At 68.1% G+C, this 20,260-nt stretch carries 26 protein-coding genes; 17 read left to right on the plus strand and 9 right to left on the minus strand.

Annotation, left to right across the window (positions count from 1 at the left end; genetic code table 11):
• Nucleotides 1–71 precede the first annotated feature (71 nt).
• From UC35_RS20310 to UC35_RS20380, 15 genes are all read left to right on the plus strand, one after another.
• Nucleotides 72–2,360 (plus strand): heavy metal translocating P-type ATPase, encoded by a 2,289-nt coding sequence (locus UC35_RS20310; RefSeq protein ID WP_061502935.1) that lies wholly within the window; start codon nucleotides 72–74, stop codon nucleotides 2,358–2,360.
• Nucleotides 2,360–2,497, plus strand: a complete 138-nt coding sequence (gene ccoS / locus UC35_RS20315) for a cbb3-type cytochrome oxidase assembly protein CcoS (RefSeq protein ID WP_061502937.1) — start codon at nucleotides 2,360–2,362, stop codon at nucleotides 2,495–2,497. Before UC35_RS20310 ends, ccoS begins: the two co-directional genes overlap by 1 nt.
• A gap of 66 nt (nucleotides 2,498–2,563) precedes the next feature.
• Nucleotides 2,564–3,997, plus strand: a complete 1,434-nt coding sequence (gene ccoN, locus UC35_RS20320) for a cytochrome-c oxidase, cbb3-type subunit I (RefSeq protein WP_061503964.1) — start codon at nucleotides 2,564–2,566, stop codon at nucleotides 3,995–3,997.
• Between the two features lie 13 nt (nucleotides 3,998–4,010).
• Nucleotides 4,011–4,637, plus strand: a complete 627-nt coding sequence (ccoO, locus tag UC35_RS20325) for a cytochrome-c oxidase, cbb3-type subunit II (protein WP_061502939.1) — start codon at nucleotides 4,011–4,013, stop codon at nucleotides 4,635–4,637.
• A gap of 11 nt (nucleotides 4,638–4,648) precedes the next feature.
• Nucleotides 4,649–4,795, plus strand: a complete 147-nt coding sequence (locus UC35_RS20330; RefSeq protein ID WP_173861270.1) for a cbb3-type cytochrome oxidase subunit 3 — start codon at nucleotides 4,649–4,651, stop codon at nucleotides 4,793–4,795.
• 17 nt (nucleotides 4,796–4,812) lie between these two features.
• Nucleotides 4,813–5,721, plus strand: a complete 909-nt coding sequence (ccoP, locus tag UC35_RS20335; protein ID WP_061502942.1) for a cytochrome-c oxidase, cbb3-type subunit III — start codon at nucleotides 4,813–4,815, stop codon at nucleotides 5,719–5,721.
• A 137-nt stretch (nucleotides 5,722–5,858) separates the two neighbouring features.
• On the plus strand, nucleotides 5,859–7,274 hold the full coding sequence (gene ccoG, locus UC35_RS20340) for a cytochrome c oxidase accessory protein CcoG (protein WP_227820392.1): 1,416 nt from the start codon (nucleotides 5,859–5,861) through the stop codon (nucleotides 7,272–7,274).
• A 27-nt stretch (nucleotides 7,275–7,301) separates the two neighbouring features.
• Nucleotides 7,302–7,556, plus strand: a complete 255-nt coding sequence (locus tag UC35_RS20345; protein ID WP_061502946.1) for a FixH family protein — start codon at nucleotides 7,302–7,304, stop codon at nucleotides 7,554–7,556.
• Between the two features lie 2 nt (nucleotides 7,557–7,558).
• The gene (locus tag UC35_RS20350; RefSeq protein ID WP_321572375.1) at nucleotides 7,559–7,864 is read left to right on the plus strand and encodes a hypothetical protein; all 306 of its coding nucleotides are present in this window, start codon (nucleotides 7,559–7,561) and stop codon (nucleotides 7,862–7,864) included.
• A gap of 64 nt (nucleotides 7,865–7,928) precedes the next feature.
• A complete protein-coding gene (locus tag UC35_RS20355) occupies nucleotides 7,929–8,993 on the plus strand; it encodes a PAS domain-containing sensor histidine kinase (protein WP_227820393.1) in 1,065 nt (354 codons plus the stop codon).
• Entirely contained in the window at nucleotides 8,990–9,634 is a 645-nt protein-coding gene (locus tag UC35_RS20360) for a response regulator transcription factor (protein WP_061502948.1), read from the plus strand. Before UC35_RS20355 ends, UC35_RS20360 begins: the two co-directional genes overlap by 4 nt.
• Before the next feature lie 144 nt (nucleotides 9,635–9,778).
• Nucleotides 9,779–10,165 (plus strand): response regulator, encoded by a 387-nt coding sequence (locus tag UC35_RS20365; protein ID WP_061503968.1) that lies wholly within the window; start codon nucleotides 9,779–9,781, stop codon nucleotides 10,163–10,165.
• 23 nt (nucleotides 10,166–10,188) lie between these two features.
• The gene (gene fnr / locus UC35_RS20370) at nucleotides 10,189–10,971 is read left to right on the plus strand and encodes a fumarate/nitrate reduction transcriptional regulator Fnr (RefSeq protein ID WP_061502950.1); all 783 of its coding nucleotides are present in this window, start codon (nucleotides 10,189–10,191) and stop codon (nucleotides 10,969–10,971) included.
• 14 nt (nucleotides 10,972–10,985) lie between these two features.
• Entirely contained in the window at nucleotides 10,986–11,588 is a 603-nt protein-coding gene (locus UC35_RS20375; protein WP_061502952.1) for a hemerythrin domain-containing protein, read from the plus strand.
• Between the two features lie 109 nt (nucleotides 11,589–11,697).
• Complete coding sequence (locus UC35_RS20380) at nucleotides 11,698–12,087, plus strand: chaperone modulator CbpM (protein ID WP_082793411.1); 390 nt, start codon at nucleotides 11,698–11,700, stop codon at nucleotides 12,085–12,087.
• Nucleotides 12,088–12,105: 18 nt separating this feature from the next.
• Here UC35_RS20380 and UC35_RS20385 read toward each other — a convergent pair whose 3' ends face one another.
• The 8 genes from UC35_RS20385 to UC35_RS20420 form a co-directional block, all read right to left on the minus strand.
• Entirely contained in the window at nucleotides 12,106–12,549 is a 444-nt protein-coding gene (locus tag UC35_RS20385; RefSeq protein WP_061502954.1) for a YeeE/YedE family protein, read from the minus strand.
• 13 nt (nucleotides 12,550–12,562) lie between these two features.
• The gene (locus UC35_RS20390; RefSeq protein WP_061502956.1) at nucleotides 12,563–12,994 is read right to left on the minus strand and encodes a YeeE/YedE family protein; all 432 of its coding nucleotides are present in this window, start codon (nucleotides 12,992–12,994) and stop codon (nucleotides 12,563–12,565) included.
• A 58-nt stretch (nucleotides 12,995–13,052) separates the two neighbouring features.
• Complete coding sequence (locus UC35_RS20395) at nucleotides 13,053–13,652, minus strand: YitT family protein (RefSeq protein WP_061502958.1); 600 nt, start codon at nucleotides 13,650–13,652, stop codon at nucleotides 13,053–13,055.
• A gap of 82 nt (nucleotides 13,653–13,734) precedes the next feature.
• Nucleotides 13,735–14,325 (minus strand): NAD(P)H-dependent oxidoreductase, encoded by a 591-nt coding sequence (locus UC35_RS20400; protein ID WP_061502960.1) that lies wholly within the window; start codon nucleotides 14,323–14,325, stop codon nucleotides 13,735–13,737.
• A gap of 1 nt (nucleotide 14,326) precedes the next feature.
• The gene (locus UC35_RS20405; RefSeq protein ID WP_061502962.1) at nucleotides 14,327–15,217 is read right to left on the minus strand and encodes a ribose-phosphate diphosphokinase; all 891 of its coding nucleotides are present in this window, start codon (nucleotides 15,215–15,217) and stop codon (nucleotides 14,327–14,329) included.
• A complete protein-coding gene (locus tag UC35_RS20410; protein ID WP_061502964.1) occupies nucleotides 15,217–16,743 on the minus strand; it encodes a thymidine phosphorylase family protein in 1,527 nt (508 codons plus the stop codon). Before UC35_RS20410 ends, UC35_RS20405 begins: the two co-directional genes overlap by 1 nt.
• Nucleotides 16,744–16,750: 7 nt before the next feature.
• Nucleotides 16,751–17,191, minus strand: coding sequence for a universal stress protein (locus UC35_RS20415; protein WP_061502966.1), 441 nt, complete (start codon nucleotides 17,189–17,191; stop codon nucleotides 16,751–16,753).
• A gap of 2 nt (nucleotides 17,192–17,193) precedes the next feature.
• Nucleotides 17,194–17,562, minus strand: a complete 369-nt coding sequence (locus UC35_RS20420; RefSeq protein ID WP_061502968.1) for a TraR/DksA family transcriptional regulator — start codon at nucleotides 17,560–17,562, stop codon at nucleotides 17,194–17,196.
• Nucleotides 17,563–17,739: 177 nt separating this feature from the next.
• On the opposite strand from UC35_RS20420, the gene UC35_RS20425 reads away from it, so the two are divergent.
• Nucleotides 17,740–18,192 carry a universal stress protein gene (locus UC35_RS20425; RefSeq protein WP_061503969.1) on the plus strand — a complete coding sequence of 151 codons (453 nt, stop codon included), beginning with the start codon at nucleotides 17,740–17,742 and terminating at the stop codon, nucleotides 18,190–18,192.
• Between the two features lie 114 nt (nucleotides 18,193–18,306).
• On the plus strand, nucleotides 18,307–18,951 hold the full coding sequence (locus tag UC35_RS20430) for a 2OG-Fe(II) oxygenase family protein (RefSeq protein WP_061502970.1): 645 nt from the start codon (nucleotides 18,307–18,309) through the stop codon (nucleotides 18,949–18,951).
• A gap of 18 nt (nucleotides 18,952–18,969) precedes the next feature.
• On the opposite strand, the gene UC35_RS20435 is transcribed toward UC35_RS20430, so the two are convergent.
• Nucleotides 18,970–20,250: an acyl-CoA dehydrogenase family protein gene (locus UC35_RS20435; RefSeq protein WP_061502972.1), complete on the minus strand. Its 1,281-nt coding sequence runs from the start codon at nucleotides 20,248–20,250 to the stop codon at nucleotides 18,970–18,972.
• Nucleotides 20,251–20,260 lie beyond the last annotated feature (10 nt).

Consider the following 20,260-nt stretch of genomic DNA (forward strand, 5'->3'; position numbering starts at 1 on the left):
AGGCGCGCGAGCATGGGGAGCGCTTGATGAAGGTCAAGCGAAGCGCAGATGTGCGCGGCTAGCCTTGACGCATGCAATTGGCCACCGCGGCGCTGGATGCGCCTGCCCGACGCGCGCACGACCCGTGGCTGGCGCTGGATGAGCCTGCCCAGTGGCAGGAGTTCAGCCGTGAGCTGGCCGCCCCGGCCGGCACCTGGGAGTCGCACATCGCTATCGAGGGCATGCACTGCCCGGCCTGCTCGCTGACCGTGGAAGACGCGCTGGCCGGATGCGCCGGCGTGCGCGAGGTGCAGGTCAATGGCGCCACAGCGACGGCCCGCCTGGTGTGGTCGCCCGGCACCGGCAAGCCTTCGGACTGGTGGCACGCCTTGCGCCGCAGCGGCTACGGGGCCGCCCCGGCCGGCGACCTGCTCACCGCAGCGCCCCGGCGCCGCGCGCAGCGCATGATGCTGTGGCGCTGGCTGGTCGCGGGCTTTTGCATGATGCAGGTGATGATGTATGCCGTCCCGGCCTACGTCGCCGAGCCCGGCGAGATCACGCCGGACATCCAGGCCCTGCTGCGATGGGCCTCATGGCTGATGACGCTGCCGGTGATGCTGTTCTCCTGCGGCCCGTTTTTCCAATCGGCATGGCACGACCTGCGGCGCCTGCGCGTGGGCATGGACGTGCCCGTGGCGCTCGGCCTGGCGATCGCCTTCGCCGCGAGCACCGCCGCCACCTTCGACGGCAGCAGCGTTTTCGCCGCCGAGGTGTGGTTCGATTCGATCACCATGTTCGTGTTCTTCCTGCTGTCCGGTCGCCTGCTGGAGCAGCGGCTGCGCGACCGCACGGCCGGATCGCTGGAGGCGCTGGCGCGGCGGCTGCCGGAGTCGGTGGAGCGGCAGGACGCACAGGGCGGCTTCGAGCGCGTGTCGGTGCGCAAGCTCGCGCCGGGCGATTGCATCCGCGTCTTGCCGGGCGAGGCCTTTCCGGCCGACGGTGTCGTGCTCGCGGGTGACAGCCGCGTCGACGAAGCGCTGCTCACCGGCGAGTCGCGCGCGCTGGCCCGCCGGCAGGGCGACAAGGTGGTGGCCGGCAGCCACAACCTCACCAGCCCGCTGCTGGTGCAGGTGACCCGCTGCGGCGCCGACACGCGCTTTGCGGAAATCGTCTCGCTGATGGAGCGTGCGTCGATGGAGAAGCCGGCGTCGGCGCAACTGGCCGATCGCATTGCCACCCCGTTCCTGTTGGCGGTGCTGGCGGCCGCCGCCGCTGCCGCCACGTGGTGGTGGTCCGCAGGTCCGGCCCACGCGCTGGGCGTGGCGATCGCGGTGCTGATCGTGACTTGTCCTTGCGCGCTGTCGCTGGCCACGCCGGCCGCCACGCTCGCCGCTGCCGGCGCGCTGGCGCGCCGCGGCATCCTGCCGCGTAGCCTGCAGGCCATGGAAACCTGCGCCGCCGTCGACACCGTGGTGTTCGACAAGACCGGAACGCTCACCGAGCCGCGGCTCGCCCTGGTGGCGGTGCGCACGCGGCCAGGCCTGGATGCCGGGGAGGCGCTCGCGCTGGCCGCCGCGCTGGCCAGCCACTCGCTGCACCCGGTGTCCCGCGCGGTGCTGGGCGCGGCCGGCGAGACGCCGTGGCAGGCCGGGAGCGTGGTGGAAGTCGCGGGCCGCGGTGTCGAAGGCGAGGTCCTTGCTGAAGCAAACGGGCCGGCGCGCCGCATGCGCCTGGGCTCGGCGTCTTTTTGCCAGGCCGCCGAACCGGAAGGCGAGGGCGGACGGGCGCACCTCGCCGACGCGCAGGGCTGGCTCGCCACCTTCGAGTTCGACGAGGCGCTGCGCTCCGATGCGCCCCTGGCGGTCGGCGCCCTGCAGCGGCTCCAGCTGCAGGTCCAGTTGCTGTCCGGCGACCGCACCGCCTCCGTGGTGCGGCTGGCGTCGCGCACCGGCATCGCCACCAGCCGTGCCGAGCAGACGCCCGAAGACAAGCTCGCGCACGTCTGCAGCCTGCAGGGGTCGGGCCATGTGGTCGCCATGGTTGGCGATGGGATGAACGACGCGCCGGTGCTGGCGCGCGCCAACGTCTCGATCGCGATGGGGCAGGGGGTGCCCCTGGCGCAGGCGCGCTCCGACTTCGTGGTTTCGGGCGCGCAGCTGTCAGCCATTCCCATGCTGCTGGCGCAGGCGCGGCGCACCCGCCGCATCGTGCGGGAGAACCTCGCATGGGCGGCCGCCTACAACCTCGCCAGCGTTCCGATGGCGGTGGCCGGCTGGATGCCGCCTTGGCTCGCCGGCCTCGGCATGGCGGCCAGTTCACTGCTGGTGGTGCTCAACTCGGCGCGGCTCGCGCGCCTCCCGCATCTTCCGGAGGCTTCCTGATGGACATCCTTTTCCTTCTTATTCCGCTTTCCGTCGCACTCGGCCTCGTCATCCTCGGCGCATTGGGCTGGGCGGTGTGGCGTGGTCAATTCGACTCGATCGAAGCCGAGGGCGAACGCATTCTGAAATCGGATTGACTTTCATCAAATCTCTGCTGTGTCTCGCGCGTAACACTTCCAACCCTACGATCAGAGGTGTTTTTCATGAACAAGAATCCAGGAGCCGCAGTCGTCTACAACGACACCGTCGTGCGGCAGTTTTCGCTGATGACGGTCGTGTGGGGCGTGGTCGGCATGCTGGTCGGCGTATTCATCGCCGCCCAACTCGCCTGGCCCGAGCTGAACTTCGGCATCCCCTGGCTGAGTTACGGCCGATTGCGTCCGCTGCACACCAACGCGGTGATCTTCGCGTTCGGCGGCTGCGCGCTGTTCGCGACGAGCTACTACGTGGTGCAACGCACCTGCCACGTGCCGCTGTTCGCCAAGTCGCTGGCAGCGTTTACGTTCTGGGGCTGGCAGGTGGTGATCGTCGCCGCGGCGATCAGCCTGCCCCTGGGCTACACGACCGGCAAGGAATACGCCGAACTCGAATGGCCCATCGACATCCTGATCACGCTGGTCTGGGTGTCCTATGCGATCGTGTTCTTCGGCACCATCGGCACCCGCAAGGTCAGGCACATCTACGTCGCCAACTGGTTCTTCGGCGCGTTCATCCTGACCGTGGCGCTGCTGCACCTGGTCAACAGCGCGGAAGTGCCCGCGGGCTGGATGAAGTCCTACTCCGCCTATGCCGGTGTGCAGGACGCGATGGTGCAGTGGTGGTATGGCCATAACGCGGTCGGCTTCTTCCTGACCGCGGGCTTCCTCGGGATGATGTACTACTTCATCCCGAAGCAGGCCGAGCGTCCGGTCTACAGCTACCGCCTCTCGATCGTCCACTTCTGGGCGCTGATCTTCACCTACATGTGGGCCGGCCCGCATCACCTGCACTACACGGCGCTGCCGGACTGGACCCAGTCGGTCGGCATGGTGTTCTCGCTGATCCTGCTGGCGCCCAGCTGGGGCGGCATGATCAACGGGATCATGACCCTGTCGGGCGCCTGGCACAAGCTGCGCGACGACCCGGTGCTGCGCTTCCTGATCGTGTCGCTGTCCTTCTACGGCATGAGCACCTTCGAGGGCCCGATGATGTCCATCAAGACGGTGAACGCGCTGTCGCACTACACGGACTGGACCGTCGGCCACGTGCACTCGGGCGCCCTGGGCTGGGTCGGCCTGATCTCGATGGGTTCGATCTACTACCTGCTGCCTCGCCTGTTCGGCCAGAAGCAGATGTATTCGGTGAAGGCGATCGAGGCGCACTTTTGGGTGGCCACCATCGGCATCGTGCTGTACATCGCAGCCATGTGGATCGCCGGCGTGATGCAAGGCCTGATGTGGCGCGCCATCAACACCGACGGCACGCTGACCTACACCTTCGTGGAATCGGTGAAGGCGACTTATCCGTTCTACGTGATCCGCGTCTTCGGCGGCCTGCTGTACCTCACCGGCATGCTGATCATGGCCTGGAACACCGCGATGACCGTGGCCAACGGCCGCTCCGTGCGCATCGCCGTGCCGGCACCGCAAACCGCCTGAGGAAAGAACAACCATGGCCAATCCTTCATCCTCGACCGGTTTCTCGCACGAGAAGATCGAGACGAGCAATTTCCTGATGATCGTGCTGATTCTGATCGTGGTCGCCTTCGGCGGCCTGGTCGAGATCGTGCCGCTGTTCTTCCAGAAGAGCACCACGCAACCGGTGGACGGCGTCAAGCCCTACACCGCGCTGCAGCTGGCGGGCCGCGACGTGTACCTGCGCGAGGGCTGCTACAACTGCCACTCGCAGATGATCCGCCCGTTCCGCGCCGAGACGCTGCGCTACGGGCATTACTCGGTGGCGGGCGAGTTCGTCTACGACCATCCGTTCCAGTGGGGCAGCAAGCGCACCGGACCGGATCTGCACCGCGTGGGTGGTAAGTACAGCGACGACTGGCACAAGGTCCACCTGAACAATCCGCGCGACGTGGTGCCCGAGTCCAACATGCCGGCTTATCCCTGGCTCGAGAAGACCGCAGTCGACGCCGCGGCGATACCGACGCGCATGAAGGCGCTGCGCATGGTGGGCGTGCCTTACACCGACGCCGAGATCTCCAAGGCGGAGGGCGAAGTCAAGGGCAAGACCGAGATGGACGCCGTCGTGGCGTATCTCCAGAGCCTCGGGCTGGCGCTGAAGTAAGGAGCAGACGCATGGACATCGACATCAACACCCTGCGCATCGCCGCGACGGTGGTCTCTTTCCTGGTCTTCATCGGCATCCTGGCCTGGGCCTTTTCGCGGCGCAATCGTGAGCGCTTCGAAGCGGATGCGCAGATTCCATTCAGCCACGAACAATAAGAAGCCGGAGCACACGCATGAGCGATTTCAACGCGAATTTCTGGTCGGTTTGGGTTGCCGCCATCACGCTCGCCGGCATCATCGGCTGCGCGGTCCTGCTGTGGGTCACCGCCAAGACCAAGGTGCCTTCGCACAGCGACAACACCACGGGCCACGTCTGGGACGAGGACCTGTCGGAGCTGAACAACCCCATGCCGCGCTGGTGGATGTGGCTGTTCGTCATCACCATCATCTTCGGCTTGCTGTACCTGGTGGCCTACCCGGGGCTGGGCAGCTACGAGGGCCAGCTCAAGTGGACCACGCGCGGCGAGCACGCCGCCGAAATGAAGCAGGCCGAGGCCGACCTGGCGCCGTTGTACGCGCAGTTCACGGCCAAGAAGGTCGAGGATCTGGCCGGCGATGCGAATGCCAAGGCCATCGGCGAGCGCCTGTTCATGAACAACTGCGCGCAGTGCCACGGCTCGGATGCGCGCGGCAGCAAGGGCTTTCCCAGCCTGGCCGACAAGGACTGGCTGCACGGCGGCACGCCCGACAAGATCATCGAGACGATCACCAAGGGACGCAACGGCGCGATGCCGCCGATGGCGGCCGCGGTCGGTTCGGCTGACGACGTGAAGAACGTCGCCAACTACGTGCTGAGCCTGTCGGGCGCGCCGCATGATTCGCTGCGCGCGCAGCTGGGCAAGCCCAAGTTCGCGGCCTGCGCCGCCTGCCACGGCGCCGACGGCAAGGGCAACCAGGCCGTGGGCGCGCCCAACCTGGCCGACAACACCTGGCTGCACGGATATGGCGAGCAGGCCATCGTCAACATGATCAATACCGGCAAGACCAATGTGATGCCTGCGCAGGAGGCCAAGCTGACCGAAGCGCAGATTCGCGTGCTGGCCGCCTACGTCTGGGGCCTGTCCAACATCAAGTCGCCCTGATCAGCCAGGACCCATTTCCCGCGGGGCGGGAGGGGCGTTCGCGCCGCTCCCGTCCCGCGTTATCTTTTGCCATGACATAGGTCAAGCGAAGCGCCGATTCCCGGCGCATGATTGCTGCCGCAGCAGATGCGCAACCCATGAAAGTGATACCCATCGTTCCGCTCGCCGACGACGAAGGCGAGATGCAGTCCCTCTACGAGGCGCAAAAAAAGATCTATCCGCGCTCCGTCACGGGCCGATTCGCATGGTGGCGCTGGGCCTTCGTGTGGCTCACGCAGGTCATTTTCTACGGGCTGCCCTGGCTGGAATGGGGCCACCGCCAAGCCGTGCTGTTCGACCTGGAGGCGCGGCGCTTCTACATCTTCGGCTTCGTCCTGTACCCGCAGGACTTCATCTATCTCACCGCCTTGCTGGTGATCAGCGCGCTGTCGCTGTTCCTGTTCACCGCCGTGGCCGGCCGCCTGTGGTGCGGCTTCGCCTGCCCGCAGACCGTCTACACCGAGATGTTCCTGTGGATCGAGCGCAAGGTCGAAGGCGATCGCACCGCCCGCATGAAGCTCGACAGCCAGCCGATGTCGATGGAAAAGCTGGTCAAGAAGTGGTTCAAGCACATCCTGTGGGGCGCGCTGGCGATGTGGACCGGGTTCACCTTCGTCGGCTATTTCACGCCCATTCGCGAGCTCGGCCTGGAATTCCTGCAGACGCGCATGGGCGGCTGGGAGGTGTTCTGGGTGCTGTTCTACGCCGCCGCGACCTACGGCAACGCGGGTTTCCTGCGCGAGCAGGTGTGCAAGTACATGTGCCCGTACGCGCGCTTCCAGAGCGCGATGTTCGACAAGGACACGCTGGTCGTCGGCTACGACGTCGCTCGTGGCGAACCGCGCGGCGCGCGTTCGCGCAAGGCCGACATCAAGCAGCTGCAGCTGGGCCACTGCGTCGATTGCAGCCTGTGCGTGCAGGTGTGTCCCACCGGCATCGACATCCGAGAAGGCCTGCAGTACGAATGCATCGGCTGCGCCGCCTGCGTGGACGTGTGCGACGGCGTCATGGACAAGATGGGGTACCCGCGCGGCCTGATCCGCTTCTCCACCCAGAACGCGATCAAGCGAGGCTGGACCCGGCGCGAGATCTGGGGGCACATCCTGCGCCCGCGCGTGCTGATCTACACCGCCGTGCTCGGCGCGCTGTGCCTGGCGGTGGCCTTCAGCCTGGCCATGCGCACGCCGCTGAAGGTGGATGTGGTGCGCGACCGGGCTGCACTGTCGCGGATCGTCGAAGGCGGAAAGCTCGAGAACGTCTATCGCCTGCAGATCATGAACGCCACCGAGCGGCCGCAGATCTACCGCATCGGCGCCGAGGGCCTGCAGGGTATCGCCGTGGCTTCGGAGACGGAAGTGAGCGTGGGGCCGGCCGAGTCGCGCTGGGTCGCCGTGCGATTGCAGATACCATATGGTTCGGCAGCGCCCGGTTCGCATCCGATCTATTTCAGGATCGGAGCGGCCAGTGGCGATGCCCATGTCAGTGAAAAGTCCGTCTTCCTGGTGCCGCGGTAGGGCGGGCAATCCCTGAAGGAGAGAGCGATGAGCGAGCCGAACGAGCCCAAGCCCTGGTGGAAGCATGGCCAGGTGTGGCTGCTGATCAGCGGTCCGGCGGCCGTCGTGGTGGCAGGGGTGGTGACGATGTGGCTCGCGGTGTCTTCGCCCGATCCGGTGATCGCCGAGGACTACTACCGCCAGGGACTCGAGATCAACCAGCAGCTGGCGCGCGAACGCGCGCACCTGCCGGCGCAGCAAGGCCGCAATCACGCCGCCACGCCCGCGGCGGAAAGGAAATAGCCATGTCCATGTGGCTGCAGCGCCTGGGTTGGGTTGCCTGGCCGGCCTTTCTGGCGGCCTGCATGCTCGAACTGATCGTCTTCGCCGTCGCGGACCCGCTGGAGCTTCAGTGGGGCGGAGGCCCGCTGGGCTGGTCGCGGCGCAGCGTCTATACGGTGTCCTTTTTCGTGTTCTGGGTGGTGAGCCTGGGGCCCTGCGCGCTGGCCATCCTGCTGCACATGCGGCCGGCCGAAGTCAACGAGTGCCCGTTCGATCCCTCGCAACGGCCGGAAGGCTGCCCCGGTTCGCTGAGTTCCCGGACGCCGTAGGCCTGCCCTGCCGGACCGGCGGCTTTGCAAGATGCGGTAAATTCCCCGTGAAGGGGTTTACCGTTTGTCGAATTCATCGATTACCGACCAGAACGCGGCCGCCCGCTTGGCGGGCATGCTCGACTCGGCGATGGACGCCATCATCACGGTCGATGCGGCGCAGCGCGTCGTCCTGTACAACCGCGCGGCCGAGAAGACCTTCGGCTGGCCCCAGCAGCAGGTCATGGGCCAGCCGCTGGACATGCTGATCCCGCAGCGCTTCCGCGCCAGCCACTCCGCCCACATGAGGCGCTTCGGCACCACCGGCACCACATCCCGCCGCATGGGCGGGGAGATGGTGTTGCACGGCTTGCGCCAGGGCGGACAGGAGTTTCCGATGGACGCGTCGATCTCCCAGCTCGACACGCCGGAGGGCAAGCTCTACACCGTCATCCTGCGCGACGTCTCCGAGCGCGTGCGCGCCCAGGAAGACCTGGCGGCCTTCGCCGCCCAGGCGAGCGCCATCCGCGAGCAGGAAAAGAGCCGCGTCGCCCGCGAACTGCACGATGAGCTGGCGCAGCAGTTGACCGCGCTCAAGATGGACGCCAACTGGCTCAAGGACAACCTCAGGCGCGACCCGGAAGGCGCACTGCACAGGATCGGCGACATGCTGGGCATGCTGGACACCGCGGTGGCCTCGACTCGGCGCATCGCCGCCGACCTGCGTCCGCTGGTGCTGGACGACCTCGGGCTCATGCCCGCGATCGAATGGCTGGCGCAGAACTTCACGCAGCGCTCTGGCGTCGTGTGCCGGATCGATGCCGACGAGGAGCTCGAACTCGCCGAACCCTATGCGACAGCGGTGTTTCGCATCGTCCAGGAATCGATGGTCAATGTCGCCAAGCATGCCCGGGCGAGCAAAGTGACGGTCAGCATCGCGCCGGTGGAAGGCGGGCTGCGCCTGAAGGTGCAGGACGACGGCGTCGGCTTCGACACGGGCGCGCCGCGCAAGCCGCAGTCGATGGGGCTGGCGGGCCTGCGCGAACGGGTGCAGCTGCTGAAGGGCAGCGTGGTGGTGCACAGCCGGCCCGAGCAGGGGACGGTCATCGATGCCTTCATCCCGGTGCGGCGGACGGAGGCGGGCGCATGATCCGGCTGGTGATCGCCGACGATCATGCCATCGTGCGCGAAGGCCTCAAGCGCATTGTTGCGGAGGCCCCGGGCCTGCAGGTCGAGGCCGAGGCCGCCGACGGCAATGAGGTCATCCGGCTGGTGCGCGAGCGCGAGTTCGATGTGCTGGTGCTGGACCTGTCGATGCCGGGCCGCAGCGGCATGGAGCTCATCAAGCTGGTCAAGTCCGAGCGCCCGCGACTGCGCATCCTGGTGCTGAGCATGCACCAGGAAACGCAATATGCCGTGCGCGCCATCAAGTCGGGCGCGAGCGGCTACCTGACCAAGGAAAGTGCCCCCGCGCAGCTGGTGCAGGCCATCCAGAAGGTCGCTGCCGGTGGCGCCTTCATCAGCGCCGAGGTGGCGGAGCAGCTGGCGCTGGGCGCCATGCCAGGTGGCGAGAAGCCGCCGCACGAGACCCTGTCCGATCGTGAGTTCGAGGTATTCCGGCAGCTGGTGGCAGGCGTTTCGGTGACCGACATCGCCGGGCAGCTGAAGCTGTCGGTCAAGACCGTGAGCACCCACAAGGCCAACCTGATGCAAAAGCTGGGCTTGCACAACCAGAGCGAGCTTGTTCGCTACGCGATTCGCCACGGCCTGGCCGGCGACGATATCGCCTAAGCACCGCGCCCAAGACTAGCCGGCGCGCCTAGGACGATTCCTAGGCAGACTCGGACGGCGCGCCGCTTCCGAATCGGAGCCTTCCGAGCGCCGATTCAGCGGACGCCGATGCCGGTGCATGGGGGGGCCGGGCAAAGTAACGGCATGTTCAGTGCCGCTCCCATCAAGGTCTTTCTCGCCGACGACTCCGGTCCGATCCGGGTCCGCGTCGCCGACATGCTTTCGTCCATCGATGCGCGAATCGTGGGCGAGGGGGAGACGCCGCAGGGGTGCATCGACGGAATTCTTGAAACGAGGCCCGATGTGGTCGTGCTTGACGTGCAGCTTGTCGGAGGCCAAGGTCTCGAAGTGCTGCGCAAGGTTCGTTCCGCCAATCCACAGATTGCCTTCGTGGTCTTCAGCAACAACTCCAACCCGGCGTACCGCAAGCGCTATCTGGGCGCCGGGGCCGTGTGCTTCCTCGATAAGTCCACGGAGTTCGACCAGCTGGCCCGGGTCGTGAACGACGCGCCGAACCACGCAACGATTTGACATCACCGAAAGAGAAGAAACTCATGTCTACCATCGCCGCCGAAAAAGCACCCCGCACCATCCCGATCGCGCCCGCATCGGCGAGGCCGATACCGGTGGCAGCGATCAAGACGCAGTGTTCAAGCTGCCATCTGAAGGACATTTGCCTGCCCTGCGGTTTGACGGGCCCCGAGGTGGAGCGCCTGGACGGCCTGAAGTTCGCCCGCCGCAAGATCGCCGCCGGCGAGGTGCTGTACCGGGAGGGCGACCGCTTCCAGTTCATCTACGCAGTGCGCAGCGGCACTTTCAAGTCGAGCCTGATGCTGGCCGACGGCCGCGAGCAGGTCAGCGGCCTGCACATCGCCGGCGAGCTGATGGGCCTGGACGGCCTGGCGGCCGGCAAGTACGCGAGCAGTGCCACGGCGCTGGAGGACACCGAGGTCTGTGCGATCCCGTATGCCCACCTGAACGAGCTGGCCCAGCAGAGCCCGAACCTGCAGATGGTGGTGGCGCGGCTGATGAGCCGGGAAATCGTGCGCGAGCACAGCCTGATGATGCTGCTGGGCAGCATGAACGCCGAAGAGCGCCTGGCGGCCTTCTTGCTGAACCTGTCGCAGCGCATGAAGGCGCGCGGCTACTCGCCGTGCGAGTTCCACCTGCGCATGTCGCGCGCCGAGATCGGCAGCTATCTGGGCATGAAGCTGGAAACCGTGAGCCGTACCTTCTCGGCCTTCCAGCAGCAGCGTCTGCTCGAGGTCGACAAGAAGCACATCCGCATCACCGATCTCGAAGGCCTGACGCGGATGTTCGAGACCCGGGTGCACTAGGACGGCGGCACATCATGGGAACCCCGGCCGCCCTGCAGGTGATCCATGACGAGCATGTGGCCGTGGCGGCGGTGCTGCGGTCCATGCTGCCCCTGGTCGAACAGGGCCCGGGTGGCGAGCCCGGACGCTTTTTCGACCTGCTGCGGGCCATGCTTTTCTACATCGATGAATTTCCGGAGCAGCGTCACCATCCCAAGGAGTCGAACCTGCTGTTCCCCAAGCTCGCGCGGCTGGCACCTGAGCTGATGCCGGTGATCCGGCAGCTGGAAATCGACCACGTCCAGGGCGAAGGACGCGTCCGGGCGCTGCAGCACCAGCTCCTGGCCTGGGAACTGGTCGGCGAATCGCGCCGCGCCGGGTTCGCGAAGGATCTGCAGGCCTACGTCCGGTTCTACCTCGAGCACATGCGCATGGAAGAGACCGAAGTGCTGCCGGTGGCCGAGCGCGTGCTCAAGCCCTCGGACTGGGCCGAGCTCGATCGCACCTTCGAGAACGAGCGCGACCCGCTGGCCGGCGGCGTGGCCGACCCGGCGTACGAGCAGCTGTTCACGCGCATCGTGATGGCAACGCCAGCGCCGCTGGGGGTGGGCCGGGAGCTCCACAAGACGCCGGCGTGAAATACACCCGCCACGCTGAGCGCCCGCGAGCGCGAGCGCGAATTGGTCGAGCAACTGGCGCAGGCCTCGCGTTTCAATCCGCGCGCGGTCGCCGCCAAGGAGGGTTCCAGTGAAAGTTCAAGCCACTGAATGGCACCGGCTCGATGTGCACGAAACCATCCCGGCCCAGGAGTTGTGCAGCGCGTGCCGGATCTCGGAGGATGAACTGAAGGAGCTGCTGGACTATGGGGCGCTCCAGCCCGTGGCCGGCGAGACCCTGGTGTTCAGTGCCGAATGGGTCGTGCCGCTGCGCCACGCCACGCGCCTGCGCCGTGCCTTTGACCTCGACCTGTTCACCGTCGGATTGATCATCGAGTACCTGAACCGGATCGAGGCGCTGGAGCGGGAGGTGAAGGCCTTGCGCGCGCACCTTCCCGCGCACCAGCCTTCGCCCGGCCATGTGCCGCATGAAGGCCCTGCGCCCTGGCGCGAGCCACACGGGCGCGGCGCCCAGGGCTGAGACCCCTTCGTAACGGGGTCAGGTCGTTGCGCCGGCAGTGCGGCGCATGCGTCCTTCGAGCAGCTCGAAGACGGCCATGCCGGCGAGCATCGCCAGCACGAACACGACCGCCTTGAGGTTGCCCGTGCCCAGCGAGACCAGCGCCGGACCGGGACAGAAACCCGCCAGGCCCCATCCCACGCCGAACACCACGCTGCCGGCAATGAGCCGGCTGTCGATGTCACGCGACCACGGCAGGTCGAAGGCGCCGCCGAGGAGGGTGCTGGTGCGCCTGCGGGCCACGGCGAAGGCCAACGCGCCTACGAGGACCGCGCCGGCCATCACGAAGGCGAGCGAGGGGTCCCAGGTGCCGAACAGGTCGAGGAAGCCGATGATCTTGCCCGGGTCGGTCATGCCCGAGACCATCAGGCCGAGACCGAACAGCAGGCCGATCAGGAATTCGAGAATGCGCTGCTTGCTCATGGTGTCGCCCGCTTCAAGCCAGAAGATGACGGACCGTGGCCACGGTGATGACGCCGGCAGCCATGAAGGCCAGCGTGGCGACCAGCGAGCGCGGCGACAGGCGCGACAGGCCGCACACGCCATGGCCGCTGGTGCAGCCCGACGCATAGCGCGTGCCGACCCCGACCAGCAGTCCGGCCACGGCGAGCGTGCCCCACCCGGCGTCGATGCGCGGCGCCACGGGCGCTGCCAGCAGCGCATACACCAGCGGCGCGGTCACCAGACCCAGCACGAAGGCGAGGCGCCAGAGCGTGTCATGGCGGCGCAGCCGCACCAGTCCGCCGGCGATCCCGCTGATGCCGAGCACCCGGCCATTGAGCAGGATGAAGGCCGCCGTGGCGAGTCCCAGCAGCAGCCCGCCGGCCAGCGAGGCCCAGGGCGTGAAATGATTCCAGTCGATGGTCATGGCTGGAGTGTATGCACGATCCGCCGAGTCCGCGCGGGACGCCCTGCGCGGCCTTCGCTCAGGTCGCGGGCGAGTAGCGGCCGGGCCGGTGGTTGAAGGCCAGCACCATGTTGAGCACGGTCACCGCCAGGATCGACGGCAGCAGGCGCCGAAAGTCTCCCAGTGCGAGCGCGCCGCCCAGGAGGATGGCCGCGTCCAGCGCCAGCTGCAGCCGGCCCGGGCTGGCGCCCCAGCGCTTGTGCGCATACAAGACCAGCACGTTGAGTCCGCCCAGGCTTGCCGTGTGGCGGAACAGCACGAGGATGCCCACGCCCACGAGCAGCCCGCCGAAAACCGCGGCGGCCAAAGGCGACACGTGCGAGAACACCATGACCCGCGGCAGCACATGCACGAACAGCGCGGTGAGCGACACGCAGGTGATGGTCTTGAACGTGAATTCGCGCCCCATTCGCCAGCAGGCCAAGGCATAGAAGGGCGCGTTCGCCAGCACGAAGGACAGCGAAAGCTCCAGGCCGGTCGAATAGTTCAGCAGCAGCGACAGCCCCACGGTGCCGCCGGCGAGCAGCCCGCCTTCGTTGAAGAGGACGATGCCGAATGCAGCCAGCAGCGTGCCCGTCAGCATCGCCTGCAGGTCGTCGTGAAGCTTATGCCGTCCCATGTTGACGCACAGCGTACAGCGGCGAGGGTTCCTCGATCCTGATCTTCGTCAAGTCAACGGCGACCCGGGCCCGGCCCCGGCCCTAGTCACCCAGTTCGCCCAGCCGTGCGAGCTTGCGCTTCCACTTTTCCGCCTCGTCCTCCTTCAGTTTGCCCACCATGCCGATCAGGGTTTCATTGACCGGCGCGATGCCGACGAAGCCGAGGATGTTGCGCTCCAGCAATTTGACGCTGTGCGCGCGGAAGTACCAGCGATAGACCAGCGCGGGCATGCCCATGGTGACGACCACCCGTGCCGTGCGGCCCTTCAGGCCCTTGGCGCTGAAGGGCGAGCCGCCGTCCTTGTAGTGGAAGGCGAAGCCCGGGCGCGCCACCTGCTCCAGGAAGGCCTTGACCAGAGCCGGCATGTCGCCCAGCCACAGCGGGAAGAACAGGACGATGTGCTCGGCCCAGCCAATGTCCTGCTGCGGCTGCTGCAGCGCGGCCGGCAACTCGCCTTGCTCCCACTCCTGCTGGCTGCGCAGCAGCGGAAAGTCCAGTTCGGCGATGCGCGTGGTGCGCACCGCGTGCCCCGCCTGGCGGGCTGCGTCGGTGTAGGCGTCGGCCAGGGCATGCAACAGGTGCGCGCCGGCCGGGTCCGGGTGGCCCTGGATGACCAGGATGCGTTTGCTCATATCACGCCGCGGCCTGCTGCCGCGCGGCCTGCGCCAGCGCCGGACCGACGGCGATCGCATTGCTGGCGTGCGGCACGGTGTCGCAGGTCAGCACGCGCGCGATGCCGGCCGCTCGCATCCGTTCGAGCGCGGCGGCATCGAACAGCGCATGCACGCCGATGCAGACCGGCGCGCCCAGCCCGGCGTCCGCTCCACGCAGCGCCCGCGCCGCGGCGATCAGGGTGTGCCCGGTGGAGATGATGTCGTCGACCAGCACCGGTGTCCGGCCGGGCCAGGGGCCGGGCTCGGTCAACTCGACCCCGACCTTGCGGTCACCGTGGCGCGTCTTGCGCATCACGGTATGGGGCGCGCCGGCCAGGCGCGCGACCTCCGCCGCCCATTGCTCGCTTTCGGCATCCGGCCCCACCACCAGCGGCGCCGGCACGTTGGCGGCGATCCAGGCCGCGATCGCAGGGGCGGCAGGCACGACCTGGGTCGGAATCGTGTAGATGTCGGAGAGTGCGCGCCACCGGTGCAGGTGCGGATCCACGGTGACCAGGAAGTCAAGGTGGGACGACAGCACGGAGGCGTAGCTGCGCGAACTGATGGCTTCCCCGGCATGGAAGCGGTCGTCCTGCCGCATGTAGGCGAGATAGGGCGCGACCAGGCCGACCTTGGCGGCACCCAGTTCACGCGCGGCATCGGCGGCGAATACCAGCGGAAGGGTCTTGCTGTCGGGACGTTCCAGGCTTCCCGCGAAGACCACCGCTTCGCCCTCGACAGCGGCGTCGAGGCGCACCAGGGTCTCGCCATCGGGGAAGCGGCGAGCGAACAGCGCGCTGGTGGGGCAGCCCAGCTCGGCGGCGAGCGTGGCGGCGAGGCGGGCAGCGCCGGGCAGGGCGACGATCAGCATCAGGCGTCCTCCACGACGTGGATCGTGTCGGGCTGCGATCGCGCGTACTCGGCCGCATAGGCGAGCGCGCCGGGCGAGGCGGCATGCAAGACGAACAGCGGTTGGCCGCGCTCCACGAAGTCCCCGTGCTGCACCAGCAGGTCGATGCCGGCACAGGGACTCTTGGGCGCGCCCGCGAGCTTGGCCACGCGCGCCAGCCGGCGGTTGTCGATCGAGATGACCGAGCCGCTGCGCGCCGCGGCCACCGGCAGCGTGTGCGGCGCACGGGGGGGCTCGCGCATGCCGCCCTGCGCTTCGCAAATCTGCTGGAACTTGCGCCAGGCGCGGCCGTCCGCGAGCACGGCGGAGGCCAGCGCGGCGCCTTGGCCTTCCCTGGCGGCCTGGCCGAATTCGAGCAGCTCGCCGGCCAGGTGCACCGCGCGCTGCGTGAGGTCGCCGGGCGCATTGGATTCGTGCCGCAGAACGGCCAGCACATCGCGCGCTTCCAGGGCCGGGCCGATGCCACGCCCGACCGGGGCGCTGCCGTCGGTGTGTGCGACCCGCACGCGCATGCCCAGCGCTTCGCCGACCAGCGAGAGTTGTCTGGCCAGGACTTCCGCGGCCGGCGCGCTGCGCACCTTCGCGGTGGGCCCGACTGGCATGTCGATCAGCACGTGCGTCGCGCCGGCGGCGGCCTTTTTCGACAGCACCGAGGCCACCAGCTGGCCCTGGCTGTCCAGGTCCAGCGGGCGCTCCACGCGAATCAGCACGTCGTCCGCCGGGCTCAGGCGCACGGCACCGCCCCAGACGATGCAGCCGCCGGCCGCGTCGACCACCTTGCGGATCTGAGGCACGTCCAGTTCCACCGGCGCCAGCGTCTCCATGGTGTCGGCGGTGCCGGCCGGGGAGGTGATGGCCCGCGAAGACGTCTTGGGCATGCGCAGGCCGCAGGCCGCGACGATGGGCACGATCAGCATGGTCGTGCGGTTGCCGGGCAGGCCGCCGACGCTGTGCTTGTCCATCACGAGCCCGTCGCTCCAGCGCATGCGCTCGCCCGCGTTCACCATGGCGCGCGTGAGCGCGACGGTCTCCTCCAGGTCCAGACGCTCGCCCGCGCAGGCCGTGACGAACGCGGCCAGCTGCAGGTCGGAGTAGCGCCCGGCCGCGACGTCGGCGATCACGGCGTCGAAGGCGGCCGGCGTGAGGCGGCGGCCATACACCTTGGCGCGCACATGGCCGAGCGACTCCAGCGGCGGCGGGTGGCGCAGCGTCGCGGTGTCGCCGGGCTGCGCGCGCAGTAGCCGCCAGGCCGCTTCGGACAGGTCGGCTTCGGACTCGTCCAGGAGCGGGCCATCGACGACGTTGAGCGTGGCGACGATGCGCCGCCCCTCCAGCGAGATCTCCACGCGGGACTGCGCCTCGAAGCCTTCCGACAGGCACACATGGCAGTCGCGCCGCGTGTACAGCACGGGCTCCTGGTAACTGTCGATGCCCATGCGCTTGAGGCGCAGGGTGTTGGGGGGAGGAACCGTCCCGGCTTCGATCATCGAGCCGTCAACGCACGATCAGCACCGGCGTAGGGGCCGTGCTCACCAGCTTGGACGCGACACTGCCGATCAGGAGGCCCTCGAGGCCGGTGCGGCCGTGCGTTCCGGCCACGATCAGGTCGCAGCCTTCGCGCTCGGCGGTGTCCAGGATGCCCTTGATGGTCGGGGCGTTCTCCACCAGCCGCAGTTCCACCGGCAGCGCAGGTTGCGTTTCGGCGCACAGGGCCGCCACCTTGGCGTGCGCCGCCGCCGCATGCTCGCGCCCGGCCGACAGGTAAGCGTGCAGGCCCATGGGATTGGTGTCGCCGATGCCGAGATAGGGAATGGCGTCCACCACATGGACCGCGGTGAGCCTGGCGCCTTGCGAGCGCGCCAGCTGCACGGCCATCCGGGCCGCGCGTTCGGACGCCGTGGAACCGTCGGTCGCCAGCAGAATGTGCTTGAACATGATCAGCGCCTTTCGCCGCCGTGCTCGTGGGCCGATTGGCATGCGGTGCAGAACGGCGTCGCAGGCAGGGCCAGCAGCCGTCGCAGGTCGATGGGCTCGCCGCAATCGAGGCACTGGCCGTAGCTGCCGTCGGCGATGCGCTCGAGGGCCGCGCGGATCTGCTTCAGCTCGCGTCCGGCGTGCGCCGCATGCGCGGCATCCACGGCCGCGATCGCTTCCTGGCCGGCGGCGTCCTTGTAGTCGCCGACTTCGCGCGTGGGATCCTCGCCGGCGCCGTCTGCCTCATGGTGGAGGATTTCACCAAGCTCGCGCGCGCGGGCGACGAGCAGATCCCGGAAGCGGGCCGACATGCTGGGGTCGTAGGTGTCCATGGATGGCTGTGGTTGCGGTTGTGGACGAAATTCGCGAGCCGCCCCCATCATCCCACGCTTGGGCCCTTTGCAAACCATTCGGCAGGGGGCGCCGAGGCTCAGTTGAGGCAAGTCAAGTGCGCCGCCGGCGAGCCGCGTCACCATTGGGGCACGCTCAATTTCCTGCGAGGTCAAATCGTGTTCAAGAACATTCTGCTGGCCACCGACGGTTCACCCGCATCCGAGCAGGCAGCCCTGCTGGCAGTTTCGCTGGCTCGGGAGAACGCGGCGCGGCTGACGGTGCTGTTCGTGATCGAACCCTATCCCTACCTGGGGGTGGGCGAAGCCAGCGCCGTCGGCTTCCAGGCCTACATGAGCCAGGCCTACGAGCAGGCGGCCCAGGCTCATGCGCGCGTCAGCGCGCTGTGCGCGAAGGCCGGGGGCCCCGCGGACCTGCAGCTGCGCCGTGGCGAGGACGCCCACGCCGCCGACAGCATCGTGCAGGCAGCCGTGGAAGAGCAGGCCGACCTGATCGTGGTGGGCTCGCATGGCCGCAGCGGCATCTCGCGCCTGATGCTGGGCAGTGTCGCGGCGAAGGTGGTCGCCCAATCGCCCCTGCCGGTGCTGGTCGCACGCCAGGCTCCGGCATGACGAGCCGGCGCTGCTGATCCGCTATCGATGCGCGCGCGCCGATGAGCAGGCGCCGTCGCGAGTTCCTCGCGCCGGAGCCGCACTGACGGGAATGGAAATTGCCGGAAGCTGTTGATGGTCACGACCCGCGATCTATGGCTTGAGACATCCGATGTCATTCCGATGTTTCCCACCCTGGTCTGGAGGTTCGAGCTCAAGGCGGACTTTCGCGACGCGATGGATGCGAAGCTCGTCCCGCTGCTCGGTCAACTGCGGCGCGACCGGCCGGCGCTCGCAGCCGGCCAGGGCTGGCAGTCGGAACAGACGCTGCACGCGCGCCCGGAACTGCAGGACCTCTGTGCGTGCGTCAGCCATGTGGCAAGGAGCATCCTGCGGTTCTGGCGAATCGGCTACGACGCACTGGAGATCACGGGGTGCTGGGCCACCGTTCTCGCCGAGGGCGCCATGCACCGGGCGCACACGCACCCCAACAACGTCCTGAGCGGCGTCTATTACCTCCGGACACCGCCAGGGGCGGACACCATCAACTTCCACGACCCGCGCATCCAAGCCCGGGTGATCCGGCCGCCGGTCGTCGAACTCACGGCCGAGAACACCGACCAGGTCGTGGTCCGGGTGAGCCAGGGGACCCTGCTGATGTTTCCTTCCTGGCTGGAGCATTCCGTCGACGCCAGCACCAGCGGGCAAGAGCGGATCAGCATCAGCTTCAACCTTATGTACTCCGCATTTGCGGAGCACATCGGCAAGCCCCTGTGGTGAGGCCCGAGCGGCGCCTGCCTACTTGATCCGGGGCGCCGCCGCCATCTGCTGGGGCGTGGTGAACCAGGCACTGCCGCTGCCCATGCGTTCCCGCGCCTGCGCTAGTTCGTGGCGGGCGACGGTGCGCAGGTGCACCTCGTCGGGCCCGTCCATCAGGTGCAGCGCGCGGCCCCAGGTCCACAGGTAGGCCAGGGGCGTGTCGGGCGACAGGCCCATGGCGCCGAAGGCCTGGATCGCGCGATCGACCACGCGTGTCTGCAACTGCGCCGCCACCACCTTGATCGCAGCCACCTGCGCGCGCAACTGCTGCGGCTTCTCTTCGCCGTGGTCCAGCGCCCAGGCCGTGCGCAGCACCAGCAGCCGCGCCTGGTCGATCTCGATGCGGCACTGCGCGAGCCACTCCTGCACGTTGGAGTAATCGCTGAGGTAGTGGCCGAAGGCGCGGCGCTCCAGCGTGCGCTCGGCCGCCAGTTCCAGGGCCAGTTCGCATTGGCCGATGGTGCGCATGCAGTGGTGCACGCGCCCGGGGCCCAGGCGCGCCTGCGCCATGGCGAAGCCTTCGCCCCAGGTGCCAAGCAGGTGGTCGGCCGGCACGCGCACCTCGCGCAGCAGGATCTCGCAGTGGCCTTCGGGCGCCTGGTGGTGCAGCACCGGGATGTTGCGCTCGACCTGCACGCCGGCGGCCTCCATGGGCACCAGCACCATGCTGTGGCTGCGGTGCGTGTCGGCCGGCCCGCCGTCGTTGCGGCACATCACGATCAGCAGCCGGCAGTGCGGATGCGCGGCGCCGGTGATGAACCACTTGCGTCCGTTCACGACCAAATCCTCGCCGTCGCGCCGGACCGTGGTTTGCAGGTTGGTCGGGTCGGACGAGGCCGCGTCGGGTTCCGACATCGCGAAAGCCGAGCGGATCTCCCCAGCCAGCAGCGGCGCCAGCCAGCGTTCGCGTTGCGCCGGCGAAGCGAAGCGATGCAGCAGTTCCATGTTGCCGGAGTCCGGCGCGCTGCAGTTGAAGACCTCGGCCGCCCACGGCAGCCGGCCCATGGTCTCGGCCAGCGGCGCGTAGTCGAGGTTGGACAGGCGCGTGCCCGGCTCGCCTTCGCGCAGCATCGGCAGGCACAGGTTCCACAGGCCTGCCTCGCGCGCGAGGGATTTCAGGTCCTCCAGGAAGGGCGGCGGGAATTCGCCCCGCTGCACGGCGGCATGCCAGGCCGCGTTGTAGGGCAGCAGGTAGCGTTCCATGAATTGCTGCAGGCGGCCGCGCAGGTCGAGGGCACGGGGGCTGTGGCTGAAATCCATGAGGCTAGTG

This window comes from Ramlibacter tataouinensis (genome assembly GCF_001580455.1).
Taxonomy (GTDB): Bacteria; Pseudomonadota; Gammaproteobacteria; order Burkholderiales; family Burkholderiaceae_C; genus Ramlibacter; species Ramlibacter tataouinensis_B.

Coding starts and splice junctions, on each gene's coding strand:
- ccoN (WP_061503964.1), top strand. CDS start 2,564: ATGAACAAGAATCCAGGAGCCGCAGTCGTCTACAACGACACCGTCGTG.
- UC35_RS20435 (WP_061502972.1), bottom strand. CDS start 20,250: ATGGATTTCAGCCACAGCCCCCGTGCCCTCGACCTGCGCGGCCGCCTG.
- UC35_RS20420 (WP_061502968.1), bottom strand. CDS start 17,562: ATGGACACCTACGACCCCAGCATGTCGGCCCGCTTCCGGGATCTGCTC.
- ccoG (WP_227820392.1), top strand. CDS start 5,859: ATGAAAGTGATACCCATCGTTCCGCTCGCCGACGACGAAGGCGAGATG.
- UC35_RS20350 (WP_321572375.1), top strand. CDS start 7,559: ATGTCCATGTGGCTGCAGCGCCTGGGTTGGGTTGCCTGGCCGGCCTTT.
- UC35_RS20430 (WP_061502970.1), top strand. CDS start 18,307: ATGGTCACGACCCGCGATCTATGGCTTGAGACATCCGATGTCATTCCG.
- UC35_RS20385 (WP_061502954.1), bottom strand. CDS start 12,549: ATGAGCAAGCAGCGCATTCTCGAATTCCTGATCGGCCTGCTGTTCGGT.
- UC35_RS20415 (WP_061502966.1), bottom strand. CDS start 17,191: ATGTTCAAGCACATTCTGCTGGCGACCGACGGTTCCACGGCGTCCGAA.
- UC35_RS20365 (WP_061503968.1), top strand. CDS start 9,779: ATGTTCAGTGCCGCTCCCATCAAGGTCTTTCTCGCCGACGACTCCGGT.
- UC35_RS20360 (WP_061502948.1), top strand. CDS start 8,990: ATGATCCGGCTGGTGATCGCCGACGATCATGCCATCGTGCGCGAAGGC.
- ccoP (WP_061502942.1), top strand. CDS start 4,813: ATGAGCGATTTCAACGCGAATTTCTGGTCGGTTTGGGTTGCCGCCATC.
- UC35_RS20390 (WP_061502956.1), bottom strand. CDS start 12,994: ATGACCATCGACTGGAATCATTTCACGCCCTGGGCCTCGCTGGCCGGC.
- UC35_RS20410 (WP_061502964.1), bottom strand. CDS start 16,743: ATGATCGAAGCCGGGACGGTTCCTCCCCCCAACACCCTGCGCCTCAAG.
- UC35_RS20330 (WP_173861270.1), top strand. CDS start 4,649: ATGGACATCGACATCAACACCCTGCGCATCGCCGCGACGGTGGTCTCT.
- UC35_RS20405 (WP_061502962.1), bottom strand. CDS start 15,217: ATGCTGATCGTCGCCCTGCCCGGCGCTGCCCGCCTCGCCGCCACGCTC.
- ccoS (WP_061502937.1), top strand. CDS start 2,360: ATGGACATCCTTTTCCTTCTTATTCCGCTTTCCGTCGCACTCGGCCTC.
- UC35_RS20395 (WP_061502958.1), bottom strand. CDS start 13,652: ATGGGACGGCATAAGCTTCACGACGACCTGCAGGCGATGCTGACGGGC.
- UC35_RS20400 (WP_061502960.1), bottom strand. CDS start 14,325: ATGAGCAAACGCATCCTGGTCATCCAGGGCCACCCGGACCCGGCCGGC.
- UC35_RS20310 (WP_061502935.1), top strand. CDS start 72: ATGCAATTGGCCACCGCGGCGCTGGATGCGCCTGCCCGACGCGCGCAC.
- fnr (WP_061502950.1), top strand. CDS start 10,189: ATGTCTACCATCGCCGCCGAAAAAGCACCCCGCACCATCCCGATCGCG.
- UC35_RS20375 (WP_061502952.1), top strand. CDS start 10,986: ATGGGAACCCCGGCCGCCCTGCAGGTGATCCATGACGAGCATGTGGCC.
- ccoO (WP_061502939.1), top strand. CDS start 4,011: ATGGCCAATCCTTCATCCTCGACCGGTTTCTCGCACGAGAAGATCGAG.
- UC35_RS20345 (WP_061502946.1), top strand. CDS start 7,302: ATGAGCGAGCCGAACGAGCCCAAGCCCTGGTGGAAGCATGGCCAGGTG.